Here is a 14571-nt window from a genome sequence, read left to right as displayed (position 1 = left end):
AAGAATGCGGAGTAAGTCATGAAAATTCTGGTCACCGGCGCAAGCGGCTTCATTGGCGGGCGTTTTGCGCGTTTCGCCTTGGAGCAGGGCCTGGACGTGCGGGTCAACGGGCGGCGGGCCGAGGGTGTGGAACACTTGGTACGGCGCGGCGCCGAGTTTATCCAGGGTGATTTGAATGATCCGGACCTGGTGCGCGAGTTGTGTCGCGACGTCGAAGCCGTGGTGCACTGCGCCGGGGCCGTGGGGTTGTGGGGGCGTTACCAGGATTTCCACCAGGGCAATGTGCTCGTCACCGAAAACGTGGTGGAGGCCTGCCTGAAACAAAGGGTCGGGCGCCTGGTACACCTGTCGTCGCCGTCGATCTACTTCGATGGCCGCGATCATCTGGGGCTGACCGAAGAGCAAGTGCCCAAGCGCTTCAAGCATCCCTATGCGGCCACCAAATACCTGGCGGAGCAAAAGGTGTTCGGCGCCCAGGAGTTCGGCCTCGAAGTACTGGCCCTGCGCCCGCGGTTTGTCACGGGCGCCGGTGACATGAGCATCTTCCCGCGCCTGTTGAAAATGCAGCGCAAAAACCGCCTGGCAATTGTTGGCGATGGCCTGAACAAGGTCGATTTCACCAGCGTTCACAACCTCAATGAAGCCCTGCTCAGCGGTTTGCTCGCGACGGGCTCGGCGTTGGGCAAGGCCTACAACATCAGCAACGGTACCCCGGTGCCGGTGTGGGATGTGGTGAACTACGTGATGCGCCAAATGGACATGCCTCAGGTCACCCGTTACCGGTCCTACGGCTTGTCCTACAGTGTTGCGGCGCTCAATGAGGCGTTTTGCGCGATGTGGCCAGGGCGCCCGGAACCTGCTTTGTCACGGCTGGGCATGCAGGTCATGAACAAAGATTTCACCCTCGACATCACCCGCGCACGGCATTATCTCGACTACCAGCCCAAGGTCAGCCTGTGGGCGGCCCTCGACGAGTTTTGCAGTTGGTGGAAAGCCCAGGACGTGGGGCTTAAATAACCGGCAACACACCGGGAACCGAATTTGCGACCCGGGGTCGATCAGTGCGGCAGGCCAGGGGTTTATACTCCGGCGCTTGGCTATCCATATGCCACCTCAAAGGATTTAAGGTTGATTCATGCGTAACGATGCTAACGACGACTTTGACAACGTCCCCAGCCTGCGGGCTGACACCTCGGACGACGATGATTTTGAGCCTACGCCAGCCACGTCCGTGCGCTCCCGACCAACGCCGGTCGTCAAGGTCAAGAGCGCCAGTACCGGGCCGTTGTGGGCATTGGTCGGCGCGCTGCTGTTCGCCTTTGCCGGCCTTGCCTGGTGGAGCTTCCAGCAGATTTCCCTGATGGGCCAGCAACTGGTGGCGACCCAGGAAAGCTTCGCGCGCATCAGCGAAGAAGCGGCGGGGCGCCTGCAGGACATTTCCGGCAAGGTGGTGGCCAGCGAGGCCAATGTGAATAACGGCAGTGAAGCCCTGAAGCTACAGATCAAACAGCTGGAAACCCAGCTGCTGGAGCAGGGCAAGCAGCAGTTGGGTGTGGCGGGCCAGGCGACTGACCTCGATAAACGCCTGGAGCAAATGACCACCAGCACCACCCAACTGGCCGGCGCCAACGCGCAGTTGCAGGGCCAGGTCCAGGCGCTGACGGATGCCGTGGCAACCCTCAAGTCCCGGGACGCGGATTTCAAGGAACTCTCCGCCGACGTCGCCGCGCTGAAAAAGCAGGGCAACCCTGCGGCCGCGATTGCCCGCCTGGAGCAAGACCTTGTGGTCCTCAAGAGCGAACAGGACAGCCGCGCGGCCGCCTCCGACGGCCCGACCAACAAGGAGTTCGACGTGTTCCGCATCCAGACCACGCGCAACGTCACCACCTTGCAGAGCCAGGTGCAGAACCTGCAGCAGCAGATCAACCAGCCGGCGCGGATCACTCCACTCGGGCAGCCATGATGTTGATCCCCTGTAGGAGTCATGCGCATGACTCCTACAGGCCCTAGCACACTCAATGTCACCACTCGGTGACATTTCCTACCTCCTTCGTTACTTGCCCTCGCCCCGCCCTTGTTTAGACTCCCGTCATCCCGCACATAATAAAAAGGGCTAATCATGACCACGCAACCACTGCCTGCCAGTAGTTGGCTGAACGCACCTGCCCATCACGCCTGGCTTGCCACTGAAGGCCAGCGCCTGCTGTCATTCGCCAAGGCGTCCAGGCTGCCTGAAGGCTTCGGCAACCTCGACGACCACGGCGTCTTGCCGCCCGATGCCGTCGCCGAAACCATGAACACCGCCCGTATGACCCACAGCTTCGCCATGGCCCACGGCCTGGGCTTGCCCGGTTATGCCGAGCTGGTGGAACACGGTGTCGCGGCCCTCAGCGGCCCGCTGCGCGACGCCCGCCACGGCGGCTGGTTCGCCAAGCCCGATGCCCGCGATGGCAACACCGGCAAGGCCGCCTACCTGCACGCCTTTGTGGCCTTGGCCGCCAGCTCTGCGGTAGTGGCCGGCGCACCCGGCGCCCAGACCTTACTCAACGACGCGACCCACATCATCGACCAGTACTTCTGGAGCGAAGAGGAGGGCGCGATGCTCGAGTCCTTTGCCCAGGACTGGAGCGGTGTCGAAGCCTATCGCGGCGCCAACAGCAACATGCACGCCACCGAAGCCTTCCTGGCCCTGGCCGATGTCACCGGTGAAACCCGCTGGCTGGACCGGGCGCTGCGCATCGTCGAACGGATTATTCATACCCATGCGGCGGAAAACCGGGACATGGTGATCGAACATTTCGACAGCCACTGGCAACCCCTGCGCGGTTACAACGAAGACAACCCGGCCGACGGTTTTCGCCCGTACGGCATCACCCCCGGCCACGGCTTTGAATGGGCGCGGCTGGTGTTGCACCTTGAGGCCGCGCGCCTGGACGCCGGGCTCGTCACCCCTGATTGGTTGTTGACCGACGCCAAGGGCCTGTTCGCCAGCGCCTGCGAATATGCCTGGGCGGTCGACGGTGCCCCCGGCATTGTCTATACCCTCGACTGGAGCCAGCGCCCAGTGGTGCGCGAGCGCCTGCACTGGACCCATTGCGAAGCCAGCGCCGCTGCCCAGGCGTTGCTCAAACGCACGGGAGAGCTGCATTACGAGACCTGGTACCGGCGCTTCTGGGAGTTCTGTGAAAGTCATTTCATCGACCGAACCCACGGCAGCTGGCATCACGAACTGAGCCCGAAAAACCAGCCCAGCGCCAAGATCTGGGGTGGCAAGCCGGACCTCTACCACGCCTGGCAGTCTGTATTGCTGCCGGGTCTACCCTTGTCACCGAGCATGGCCAGTGCCGTGGCCGCCGGGCGTTATGTCACCAAGTGGTGACATTTTGGCGTCCCTTTGTTACCTGCACCTGAAAAATCCCTGTTTAAACTCGTTTGCAGCGCAAGCACCGACTTGCATGCATAACAACAAGAAAAAAGGTACTCAGATGAAAGCGATCAGTCGCCTCGCCGTAGCTATTTCCGTTGCCTCGTTGTTTCCCCTCAGTGCTTTTGCCGCCGACTCGAAAGGGACGGTTGAAGTTGTGCATTGGTGGACCTCGGGTGGCGAGAAAGCGGCAGTAGATGTCCTGAAGGCTCAAGTTGAAAAAGACGGTTTCACCTGGAAAGACGGTGCCGTCGCCGGCGGTGGCGGTTCCACTGCCATGACCGTACTGAAAAGCCGCGCCGTTGCTGGCAACCCGCCAGGCATGGCCCAGATCAAAGGCCCCGACATCCAGGAATGGGCGTCCACCGGGCTGCTCGACACCGACGTCCTGAAGGTTCCCGCCAAAGAAGAAAAGTGGGACTCCCTGCTGGACAAGAAAGTCTCCGATACCGTGAAGTACGAAGGTGATTACGTGGCCGTGCCGGTGAACATTCACCGCGTCAACTGGCTGTGGATCAACCCGGAAGTCTTCAAGAAAGCCGGTATCGAAAAACCGCCTACCACCCTCGAAGAGTTCTACGCCGCTGGCGACAAGCTGAAGAAAGCCGGCTTCATTCCGCTCGCCCACGGTGGCCAGCCTTGGCAGGACAGCACCGTTTTCGAAGCAGTCGTACTCTCGGTAATGGGGGCTGACGGTTACAAGAAAGCCCTGGTCGACCTGGACGAAAAAGCCCTGACCGGCCCTGAAATGATCAAGTCCCTGACCGAGCTGAAGAAAGTCGCGACCTACATGGACGTCGACGGCAAGGGCCAGGACTGGAACCTCGAAGCGGCCAAAGTCATCAATGGCAAGGCCGGCATGCAGATCATGGGTGACTGGGCCAAGAGTGAATGGACCGCCGCCAAGAAAGTCGCCGGCAAAGACTACGAGTGCGTAGCCTTCCCGGGCACCGACAAGGCGTTCACCTACAACATCGACTCCCTCGCGGTGTTCAAGCAGAAGGACAAAGGCACTGCTGCCGGTCAGCAGGACATCGCCAAAGTCGTGTTGAGCGAAAACTTCCAGAAAGTCTTCAGCATCAACAAGGGCTCGATCCCGGTTCGTATCGACATGTTGAAAGACATGGGCAAATACGGCTTTGACTCCTGCGCCCAGACCGCCGCCAAGGACTTCCTGGCAGACGCCCAGACCGGCGGCCTGCAGCCAAGCATGGCGCACAACATGGCGACCACGCTGGCCGTACAAGGCGCGTTCTTTGACGTAGTCACCAACTACATCAACAACCCGGCCGCTGATCCGGCAGCCACCGCGAAGCAACTGTACAGCGCGGTCAAGTCGGCCAAGTAACGGTTAGTACTGAATGGCCTTGCGGGGGGACCCCTAACCCCCGCAAGGCATGTTCCTGTAGTCCTTTTTCCCTGTACTGGATTTTCCCATGAGTTCTGTTGCTGTGTTCAGCAAAGCCTCGCCGTTCGATGCACTGCAGCGCTGGCTACCCAAACTGGTGCTGGCGCCGAGCATGTTCATCGTTCTGGTGGGCTTCTATGGCTACATCCTGTGGACGTTTGTGCTGTCGTTCACTAACTCGACTTTCCTGCCGACCTACAAGTTCGTGGGCCTGGCTCAATACGCGCGCTTGTTCGACAACGACCGCTGGTGGGTCGCGAGCAAGAACCTCGCGGTGTTCGGTGGCATGTTCATCGGCATCACGTTGGTGATCGGCGTGACGCTGGCGATTTTCCTCGACCAGAAAATCCGTCGCGAAGGCTTTATCCGCACCATTTACCTGTACCCGATGGCGCTCTCGATGATCGTTACCGGTACCGCCTGGAAATGGCTGCTCAACCCGGGCATGGGCCTGGACAAACTGTTGCGTGACTGGGGCTGGGAAGGCTTTCGCCTGGACTGGCTGATCGACCCGGACCGTGTGGTGTATTGCCTGGTGATCGCCGCTGTGTGGCAAGCCTCGGGCTTCATCATGGCGATGTTCCTCGCCGGCCTGCGCGGTGTTGATCAATCGATCATCCGTGCTGCGCAGATCGACGGCGCGAGCATGCCGCGCATCTACTGGAAAGTGGTGCTGCCAAGCCTGCGTCCGGTGTTCTTCAGTGCGGTGATGATTCTGGCGCACATCGCGATCAAGAGTTTCGACCTGGTGGCGGCCATGACCGCGGGTGGTCCGGGTTACTCCTCCGACCTGCCGGCGATGTTCATGTACTCCTTCACCTTCAGCCGCGGCCAGATGGGCATGGGCTCGGCCAGTGCGATTCTGATGCTCGGTGCGATTCTCGCAATCATCGTGCCTTACCTGTACTCCGAGCTAAGGACCAAGCGCAATGACTAGTCTTGTCGGCAAACCTGCCATCAGCCTGAGCCGCATCGCGATCTACGCGGTGCTGATCCTCGCTGTCCTGTTGTACCTGGTGCCGTTGGTGGTCATGTTGCTGACCAGCTTCAAGACCCCGGAAGACATCAGCACCGGCAACCTGCTGAGCTGGCCTTCCGTTGTCACCGGCATTGGCTGGGTGAAAGCCTGGGCCACGGTTGACGGTTACTTCTGGAACTCGATCAAGATCACCGTTCCGGCCGTGCTGATCTCCACCGCCATCGGTGCCTTGAACGGCTACGTGCTGTCGATGTGGCGTTTTCGCGGTTCGCAGTTGTTCTTCGGCCTGCTGCTGTTCGGCTGCTTCCTGCCGTTCCAGACCGTGCTGCTGCCAGCCTCGTTCACCCTCGGCAAGATGGGCCTGGCCAGTACCACCACGGGCCTGGTGTTCGTGCACATCGTCTACGGACTGGCGTTTACTACACTGTTCTTCCGTAACTACTACGTCAGCATTCCCGATGCACTGGTGAAGGCGGCACGCCTGGATGGCGCGGGGTTCTTCACGATCTTCCGCCTGATCATCCTGCCGATGTCGACACCGATCATCATGGTGTGCCTGATCTGGCAGTTCACGCAGATCTGGAACGACTTCCTGTTCGGCGTGGTGTTCTCCAGCGGTGATTCGCAGCCCATCACAGTGGCGCTGAACAACCTGGTCAACACCAGTACCGGGGTCAAGGAATATAACGTTGATATGGCGGCGGCGATGATCGCCGGGCTGCCGACCCTGCTGGTCTATGTGGTCGCAGGCAAGTATTTCGTGCGCGGCCTGACGGCCGGCGCGGTCAAGGGGTAATCATGGCAACGCTTGAACTTCGTAACGTAAACAAGACCTACGGTACCGGCCTGCCGGACACCCTGAAGAATATCGAACTGTCGATCAAGGAAGGTGAGTTCCTGATCCTGGTCGGGCCTTCGGGTTGCGGCAAATCGACCTTGATGAACTGCATCGCTGGCCTGGAAAACATCACCGGCGGCGCGATCATGATCGGCGATCAGGACGTGAGCGGCATGAGTCCCAAGGATCGCGACATCGCCATGGTGTTCCAGTCCTACGCGCTGTACCCGACCATGAGCGTGCGCGAGAACATCGAGTTCGGCCTGAAGATTCGCAAGATGCCCCAGGCGGCGATCGACGAAGAAGTGGCGCGCGTCGCCAAGTTGCTGCAGATCGAGCACCTGCTCAATCGCAAGCCGGGCCAGCTCTCGGGCGGCCAGCAACAGCGCGTGGCCATGGGCCGTGCACTGGCGCGTCGTCCGAAGATCTACCTGTTCGACGAACCGCTGTCCAACCTCGACGCCAAGCTGCGGGTCGAGATGCGTACCGAAATGAAACTGATGCACCAGCGTCTGAAAACCACCACCGTCTACGTCACCCACGATCAGATCGAAGCGATGACCCTGGGGGACAAAGTGGCGGTGATGAAGGACGGCATCATCCAGCAGTTCGGCACGCCGAAAGAGATCTACAACGACCCGGCCAACCTGTTCGTGGCGAGCTTTATCGGTTCGCCGCCGATGAACTTCATTCCACTGCGCCTGCAACGCAAGGACGGCCGCCTGGTGGCGCTGCTGGACAGCGGCCAGGCCCGGTGTGAATTGCCGCTGAGCATGAACGATGCAGGCCTTGAAGACCGCGAAGTGATCCTGGGCCTGCGCCCGGAGCAGATCGTGCTGGCCGCAGCCGAAGCCACCGGCGCACCGACCATTCGGGCCGAGGTGCAAGTCACCGAACCGACTGGCCCGGACACCCTGGTGTTCGTGCAAATCAATGACACCAAGGTCTGCTGCCGCCTGGCGCCCGATGTGGCGCCGCAGGTGGGCGAGACCCTGACCCTGCAGTTCGATCCGGCCAAGGTGTTGCTGTTCGACGCCAAGACCGGTGAGCGTCTGGGCACTGCCGCTTCGTTGCCTGCACAGGAGCGCAGTGACAACGTCGCTCAATTCAAGGGACGTTGAATGGCAGGAGCGGGCACGCTCCTGTCGGGGAACCAGGGACAAAGAAGTAAACCGCGTTAGATAAAAACAGTTAATAACAATAAAGACGAGGATGTAGGGATGAAAAAGCAACACAACAACACCCGGCTGATCTGCCAACTGTCAGCAGCAGCAGCCCTGGTATTGTCCGCCAATGCGATGGCGGCCGATGCATTCAGCTCCGATTCCAAGTGGATGACCGGCGATTGGGGCGGTGAGCGTACCAAGCTGATCGAGCAAGGTATCGACATCAAGGCGGATTACGTAGGTGAAGTCGGTGGCAACCTCAGCGGTGGCTACAACAACGACAAAACTGCCCGTTACGCTGACCAGTTCGGTCTGGGCGTAGCACTGGACCTGGACAAGCTGTGGGGCTGGAGCAACACCCAGGCCAAGATCCAGTTGACCAATCGTAATGGTGCGAACATCTCCAACGACCGTATCGGTGACCCGCGTGCCGGCACCTTGAGTTCGTCTCAAGAAGTCGACGGCCGTGGCCACATGGTGCGTCTGACGCAGTTCTGGATTCAGCACCAGATGTTCGACAACAAGCTGGACGTGAAACTCGGTTACTTCGGTGAAGGCGAAGACTTCAACACCTTCCCGTGCGACTTCCAGAACCTGTCGTTCTGCGGCTCCCAGGTCGGTAACTATGTAAACACCTGGTACAACTGGCCAGTCAGCCAGGCGGCTATCCGCGTGAAGTACAACATCACGCCTGAGCTGTATGCGCAAATCGGTGCGTACAACCAGAACCCGTCGCAGCTTGAGCACGGCAACGGCTTCAAACTCAGCGGCAGCGGCACCAAGGGCACCGTATTGCCGGTGGAATTGGTCTGGTCGCCTAAGGTCAACGGCCTGCCGGGCGAATACCGTGTGGGTTACTACAAGAGCACCGCCGATGCCACCGACGTACGTGAAGACGTCAACGGCAACGATGCTGGCACCACGGGCGCAGCCTTCCGTGTTCGCAGCAGCAAAAGCGGTTACTGGGGCGTTCTGCAACAGCAACTCACCACCCACAATGGCGACGCTTCCCGCGGCTTGAACATCGCGGCCAACGTCACCTTCCACGACAAAGACACCAACCTGGTCGACAACTACCAGTCGCTGATGCTTGTGTACAAGGGCCCATTCGACGCACGTACCAAAGATGACGTGGGTATCGGTGTCTCCCGTATCCACGCCAACAGTGACGTGAAGAAAAACGCCGAGTTGCTCAATGCCGCTGGTGGTTTCACCGATTACGATCAGTCGGGCTACGCACCGCTGCGTAACACTGAGTACAACGTCGAACTGAACTATGGTTTCCACGTCACCAACTGGCTGACCGTGCGTCCTAACCTGCAATACATCGCCAACCCAGGCGGCGTGAAGCAGGTCGACAACGCGGTAGTCGCGGGCCTGAAAATTCAGTCTACGTTCTAACGTTGTTGCGATAAGCTCCTTCTCTCTGTGCGCATTTTGCGGGTAGCCATGGCTATCCGCTTTTTTTTGTGTGGGAGCAGGCAAGCCAGCTCCTTCAAAGATATTCAGGACCGTGGCACATGCATGAGCATCCGCTGCAACGCTTTTTCAAATCCCTGCGCGAGCGACCGGTATTCGCCTGGGAACGCTTTCAGATGCGCGATGTGTTGGTGATCGATCACCCGCTCTGCCAGGCGGTGTTCAGTCGCCAGGGCGCGCAATTGCTGCACTTTCAGCCCAAGGGCCAGAAACCGTGGCTGTGGTGCGCGGCCAAGTGGCCGCAGGTCGGCGCCATTCGTGGCGGCGTGCCGGTGTGTTGGCCATGGTATGGCCGCCATCCCAGCGAAAACGCGTGGCCGTCCCATGGTTGGGCACGGCTGATCGACTGGAAACTGCTGGACAGCAGCACCGACGACGACGGCGTGCGTTTGCACTGGCAATTGCAGCTATGCGATTGGCAGGTGGACCTGCATGCGCACCTGGGGGAAACCCTGGAACTGCGCCTGGCCACCGAGCACCAGGACGAACTTCCGTGCCAGCTGAGCCATGCTTTGCACGCCTATTGGCGAATTGGCAACGTCGGTGAGATAGCGCTGTCTGGGCTCGATGGGGCGCAAGGCTACGACCAGCTCAATCGCCAGGTTTGCCAGCAGGAAGGTGAATTGCGGGTCGATGGCGGCTGTCAGCGGGTGTTCCAGCACGAGGGCGAGTTGCACCTCAAGGACCATGCCTGGCAGCGCGAGTTGTGCATCGATACCGGCGAGAGTGCCGACACGGTGGTGTGGCACCCGGGCAGCCGGCCGTTGCTGGGGGTGAGCTTCAACGAGGCGTCGGGGTTTGTGTGTGTGGAGTCGGCGATGGCCGGGGCGAGCCTGGCGCCGGGGGAGAGGGCGCATTTGAGTTTGCAGGCGCGGGTGGGTGCCTGAGGCCTGTGGTGAGCGGGCTTGCCCCGCGCTGGGCTGCGAAGCGGCCCTGAAACCAGCCACCGAGATATACCTGAATCAACTCGGTGAGCTTAATAGGACCGCTTCGCGGCCCAGCGCGGGGCAAGCCCGCTCACCACAGTCGCGTAGATTTCGAACTAGTTGAACTCATCCCCAACCGGATACCGGCTGTCATTCAAGCTCTCTTTGATCTTGCGCAAATGCGGCTGGAAATCCACCCCGCGACGCAAGGTCATGCCCGTCGCCAGCACGTCCAGCACCGTCAGCTGGATGATCCGCGAGGTCATCGGCATGTAGATGTCGGTGTCTTCCGGCAACGGAATGTTCAGGCTCACGGTACTGACCTTGGCCAGTGGCGAGTTCTCGGCCGTTACGCCCAGCACCGAAGCACCGTTTTCCCGCGCAATACGCGCCACTTCCACCAACTCACGGGTACGCCCGGTGTAGGAGATGATCACGAATAACTCGCCGGTATGGGCCACCGAAGCAATCATCCGCTGCATCAGCACATCGGCATGGGCCGTGACCGACAGGTTGAAACGGAAAAACTTGTGCAGGGCATCCATGGCCACCGGCGCCGAAGCCCCCAGGCCAAAGAAGTGGATCTGCCGGGCCTGGATCAGCAGGTCCACGGCCTTGCTGATCAGGTTCGGGTCCAGGGCCTGGCAGGCGCTGTCCAGGGAGGCGATGGCGCTGCCAAAGATCTTCTGGGTGTAGGCCTCGGGGTTATCATCGGCCCCTACCGCGCGGCTGACATACGCCGCGCCGCTGGCCAAACTTTGCGCCAGCTGCAATTTAAGTTCAGGGTAACCACTCACGCCGAACGAGCGGCAGAAGCGGTTCACTGTAGGTTCGCTGACCGAAGCGGCCTGGGCGAGGGCGGCGATAGAGAAGCGGGTCGCCTGCTGCGGGTTGAGCAGGATGACCTCGGCGACTTTACGTTCAGCCTTGTTCAGTTCTTCGAGGCGTTTCTGGATCTGTTCCAGTAGATTTCGCACGCGGTCCATTCATGTTTCCTTAGGGCGACGATGCAAATAAGGGTCGTCAACCAGTCGACGAGCGGCCCTTTGCGGTGGCCTATCCTACTTAGGGTAGTTGAACACCACCACTCGGAATACGTTTTTTGGGAAAATGTTGTGGTTATTACTACATTTTTCCTTGAGTGATGCCTTAAAAAAAGGTATTTGTAGCTTAACTTGATAAAAGAACAAACATCATGCCTTCGATAACCGTAGAACCCTGCACCTTTGCCCTGTTTGGCGCCTTGGGTGATCTGGCGCTGCGCAAGTTATTTCCTGCCCTTTATCAACTCGATGGTGCGGGCCTCCTGCACGAAGACACGCGCATCCTGGCCCTGGCCCGTGAGGCGGGTTCCGAGCAGCAGCACCTGGCCCATATCGAAAAAGAATTGCGCAGCTACGTCGGCAAGGAACTGGACGAAACCGTCGCCCAGCGCTTCCTGGCTCGCCTGACGTACCTGCACGTCGACTTCCTGAAAGCCGACGACTATGTTGCCCTGGCGGAAAAAGCCGGCACCGAACAACGCCTGATTGCCTACTTCGCCACCCCGGCGGCGGTGTACGGCGCGATCTGCGAAAACCTGTCCAAGGTCGGCCTGGCGGACAACACCCGCGTGGTCCTGGAAAAACCCATCGGCTCGGACCTCGATTCGTCGCGCAAGGTCAACGACGCCGTGGCGCAGTTTTTCCCGGAAAACCGCACCTACCGCATCGACCACTACCTGGGCAAAGAAACCGTCCAGAACCTGATCGCCCTGCGTTTTGCCAACAGCCTGTTTGAAACCCAGTGGAACCAGAACTACATCTCCCACGTGGAAATCACCGTGGCCGAGCAGGTAGGCATCGAAGGTCGCTGGGGTTACTTCGACAAGGCCGGGCAACTGCGGGACATGATCCAGAATCACCTGCTGCAGCTGCTGTGCCTGATCGCCATGGACCCGCCGGCCGACCTGTCTGCCGACAGTATTCGTGACGAGAAGGTCAAGGTGCTCAAGGCCCTGGCGCCGATCAGCCCGGATGGCCTGACCACCCAAGTGGTGCGCGGCCAATACATCGCCGGCTACAGCGCCGGCAAGCCGGTGCCGGGTTACCTCGAAGAAGAGAATTCAAACACCCAGAGCGACACCGAGACCTTCGTCGCCCTGCGTGCCGATATCCGTAACTGGCGTTGGGCCGGGGTGCCGTTCTACCTGCGCACCGGCAAGCGCATGCCGCAAAAGCTGTCGCAGATCGTCATCCACTTCAAGGAACCGTCCCACTACATCTTCGCCCCCGAGCAGCGCTTGCAGATCAGCAACAAGCTGATCATCCGCCTGCAACCGGACGAAGGTATTTCCTTGCGCGTGATGACCAAGGAGCAGGGCCTGGACAAGGGCATGCAACTGCGCAGCGGGCCACTGCAACTGAATTTTTCCGACACCTATCGCAGCGCGCGGATTCCCGATGCCTACGAGCGGTTGTTACTTGAAGTCATGCGCGGCAACCAGAACCTGTTTGTGCGCAAAGATGAAATTGAAGCCGCGTGGAAGTGGTGTGACCAGTTGATCGCCGGGTGGAAAAAATCCGGTGATGCGCCCAAGCCGTACGCGGCGGGGTCCTGGGGGCCGATGAGCTCGATTGCACTGATCACGCGGGACGGGAGGTCTTGGTATGGCGATATCTGAACTGAAACTGCCTCAGGGCGTCACTGCCCATGAGTACCGCACCGCGGCGCTGCTGGCCGACGGCTTGGCCAATGACGTGGCCGAACAACTGCGCACGGCCATCAGCGCCCGTGGCGAAGCGACCCTGGTGGTGTCCGGTGGCCGCAGCCCGGTGGCGTTCTTCCAGAACCTCGCCAAGCAAGGCCTGGACTGGTCCAAAGTGACCATCACCCTGGCCGACGAGCGCTGGGTGCCGGTGGAACATGCCGACAGCAATGCCGGCCTGTTGAAAAAGTATTTGCTGCAAGGCCCGGCGGCCAAGGCGAAGTTCCTGAGCCTGTATAGCGTCGCCGCCACCCTGGAGCAGGCTGCCGAGCAGGCCGATCGCCTGCTGGCCGAGTTGCCGGCGATTGACGTGCTGGTACTGGGCATGGGCGACGACGGCCACACCGCGTCGCTGTTCCCCAACAGCCCGAACCTGGCTGATGCACTGAAGCCGGATGGCAGCCGTCGTTGCTGGCCAATGCTGGCGCCGACCGTGCCGCACCAGCGCCTGACCATGAGTCGGGCATTGCTGGCCACCGCCCACTACACCGTGCTGTCGATTTCCGGCAGCTCGAAATTGACCACCTTGAGCGCCGCGCTGGCCAGTGACGACGTTGCTGCCATGCCGATACGCGCGTTTTTGCAACCTACTTTAGAGATTTACTGGTGCCCATGAGCCAAGGATCAGCCGCGATGAACAGCCCTCAACCTACCGTTTCCATGGCGGACAAAGTTGCCTTGATCGACAGCCTCTGCGCCAAGGCGCGGATCCTGCCGGTGATCACCATTGCCCGTGAACAGGACATTCTGCCGCTGGCCGATGCCCTGGCCGCCGGTGGTTTGACCGCACTGGAAGTGACCCTGCGTTCGCAGTTCGGCCTGAAGGCCATCCAGGTGCTGCGTGAGCAGCGTCCGGAGCTGTGCACCGGCGCCGGTACCGTGCTGGATCGCCATATGCTGGAAGCGGCCGAAGTGGCCGGTTCGCAATTTATCGTCACCCCGGGCATTACCCGTGACCTGCTGGAAGCCTCGGTGCACAGCCCGATTCCGCTGTTGCCTGGCATCAGCAATGCTTCCGGGATCATGGAAGGTTATGGCCTGGGTTATCGCCGCTTCAAGCTGTTCCCGGCTGAAGTCAGCGGTGGCGTGGCGGCCATCAAAGCGTTGGGCGGCCCGTTTGGCGAAGTGAAATTCTGCCCGACTGGCGGTGTGGGCCCGGCCAACATCAAGAGCTACATGGCCTTGAAGAATGTGATGTGCGTGGGCGGTAGCTGGATGCTGGACCCTGAGTGGGTCAAGAACGGCGACTGGGCACGTATCCAGGAAACCACCGCCGAGGCGCTGGCCCTGCTGGACTGATTGGATTTACCGAATCGTTGTTGCTGTGTTCTACGGCATTTTTGCGGCGCACTTGGTCGGTGTGCCGCTTTTTTTTGCCTGCTGGAAACCTTCAGGGGTGACTGAGTACATATCCGTTATTTAGGTAACGGCGGCTTATGGTTTCGCTCTTACAGCGAGTCACTTTGCAAAAGCGGCAAAGTAACCAAAACGCTCTGCCCCGCCTGTCGGCACCTCGCTAAGGCTCGGTGTTCCCTCACTCCGGAATTGCCCCGCGGGCCGCCGCGACGGGGCGTCCCTGCCCCGTCGCGGCTAAACCGGCGTCCT

13 protein-coding genes are annotated in these 14571 nt (G+C 60.4%); 12 read left to right on the top strand and 1 reads right to left on the bottom strand.

Features of this window, described 5'->3' with window-relative positions:
• Window positions 1–18: 18 nt before the first annotated feature.
• The 9 genes from MUM_RS0111540 (at window position 19) to MUM_RS0111500 (ending at window position 10181) form a co-directional block, all read left to right on the top strand.
• Window positions 19–1017 (top strand): NAD-dependent epimerase/dehydratase family protein, encoded by a 999-nt coding sequence (locus MUM_RS0111540; RefSeq protein ID WP_010169870.1) that lies wholly within the window; start codon window positions 19–21, stop codon window positions 1015–1017.
• A gap of 118 nt (window positions 1018–1135) precedes the next feature.
• The gene (locus tag MUM_RS0111535; protein WP_010169869.1) at window positions 1136–1963 is read left to right on the top strand and encodes an ATPase; all 828 of its coding nucleotides are present in this window, start codon (window positions 1136–1138) and stop codon (window positions 1961–1963) included.
• A 156-nt stretch (window positions 1964–2119) separates the two neighbouring features.
• Entirely contained in the window at window positions 2120–3379 is a 1260-nt protein-coding gene (locus tag MUM_RS0111530) for a D-mannose isomerase (RefSeq protein WP_010169868.1), read from the top strand.
• A gap of 106 nt (window positions 3380–3485) precedes the next feature.
• A complete protein-coding gene (locus MUM_RS0111525) occupies window positions 3486–4772 on the top strand; it encodes an ABC transporter substrate-binding protein (protein ID WP_010169867.1) in 1287 nt (428 codons plus the stop codon).
• 88 nt (window positions 4773–4860) lie between these two features.
• Window positions 4861–5769: a carbohydrate ABC transporter permease gene (locus MUM_RS0111520; RefSeq protein ID WP_010169866.1), complete on the top strand. Its 909-nt coding sequence runs from the start codon at window positions 4861–4863 to the stop codon at window positions 5767–5769.
• Complete coding sequence (locus MUM_RS0111515; RefSeq protein WP_010169865.1) at window positions 5762–6607, top strand: carbohydrate ABC transporter permease; 846 nt, start codon at window positions 5762–5764, stop codon at window positions 6605–6607. The genes MUM_RS0111520 and MUM_RS0111515 overlap by 8 nt, the downstream gene beginning before the upstream one ends.
• A 2-nt stretch (window positions 6608–6609) precedes the next feature.
• Window positions 6610–7770 (top strand): ABC transporter ATP-binding protein, encoded by a 1161-nt coding sequence (locus tag MUM_RS0111510; protein ID WP_010169864.1) that lies wholly within the window; start codon window positions 6610–6612, stop codon window positions 7768–7770.
• A gap of 99 nt (window positions 7771–7869) precedes the next feature.
• Window positions 7870–9216 (top strand): carbohydrate porin, encoded by a 1347-nt coding sequence (locus tag MUM_RS0111505; RefSeq protein ID WP_010169863.1) that lies wholly within the window; start codon window positions 7870–7872, stop codon window positions 9214–9216.
• Window positions 9217–9335: 119 nt separating this feature from the next.
• Entirely contained in the window at window positions 9336–10181 is an 846-nt protein-coding gene (locus MUM_RS0111500) for a D-hexose-6-phosphate mutarotase (protein ID WP_010169862.1), read from the top strand.
• A 155-nt stretch (window positions 10182–10336) separates the two neighbouring features.
• Here MUM_RS0111500 and MUM_RS0111495 read toward each other — a convergent pair whose 3' ends face one another.
• Entirely contained in the window at window positions 10337–11197 is an 861-nt protein-coding gene (locus MUM_RS0111495) for a MurR/RpiR family transcriptional regulator (protein WP_177090645.1), read from the bottom strand.
• A 218-nt stretch (window positions 11198–11415) separates the two neighbouring features.
• On the opposite strand from MUM_RS0111495, the gene zwf reads away from it, so the two are divergent.
• Genes zwf through MUM_RS0111480 form a run of 3 tightly spaced genes read left to right on the top strand, consistent with a single transcriptional unit; the run spans window position 11416 to window position 14265 of the window.
• Window positions 11416–12882, top strand: coding sequence for a glucose-6-phosphate dehydrogenase (gene zwf, locus MUM_RS0111490; RefSeq protein ID WP_010169860.1), 1467 nt, complete (start codon window positions 11416–11418; stop codon window positions 12880–12882).
• The gene (gene pgl, locus MUM_RS0111485; RefSeq protein WP_010169859.1) at window positions 12869–13582 is read left to right on the top strand and encodes a 6-phosphogluconolactonase; all 714 of its coding nucleotides are present in this window, start codon (window positions 12869–12871) and stop codon (window positions 13580–13582) included. Before zwf ends, pgl begins: the two co-directional genes overlap by 14 nt.
• Window positions 13583–13599: 17 nt before the next feature.
• A complete protein-coding gene (locus MUM_RS0111480; RefSeq protein WP_010169858.1) occupies window positions 13600–14265 on the top strand; it encodes a bifunctional 4-hydroxy-2-oxoglutarate aldolase/2-dehydro-3-deoxy-phosphogluconate aldolase in 666 nt (221 codons plus the stop codon).
• Window positions 14266–14571: the final 306 nt, after the last annotated feature.

It is taken from the genome of Pseudomonas sp. PAMC 25886, from assembly GCF_000242655.1.
Classification (GTDB): Bacteria; Pseudomonadota; Gammaproteobacteria; order Pseudomonadales; family Pseudomonadaceae; genus Aquipseudomonas.
This window is presented reverse-complemented; position numbering and strand designations above follow the sequence as displayed.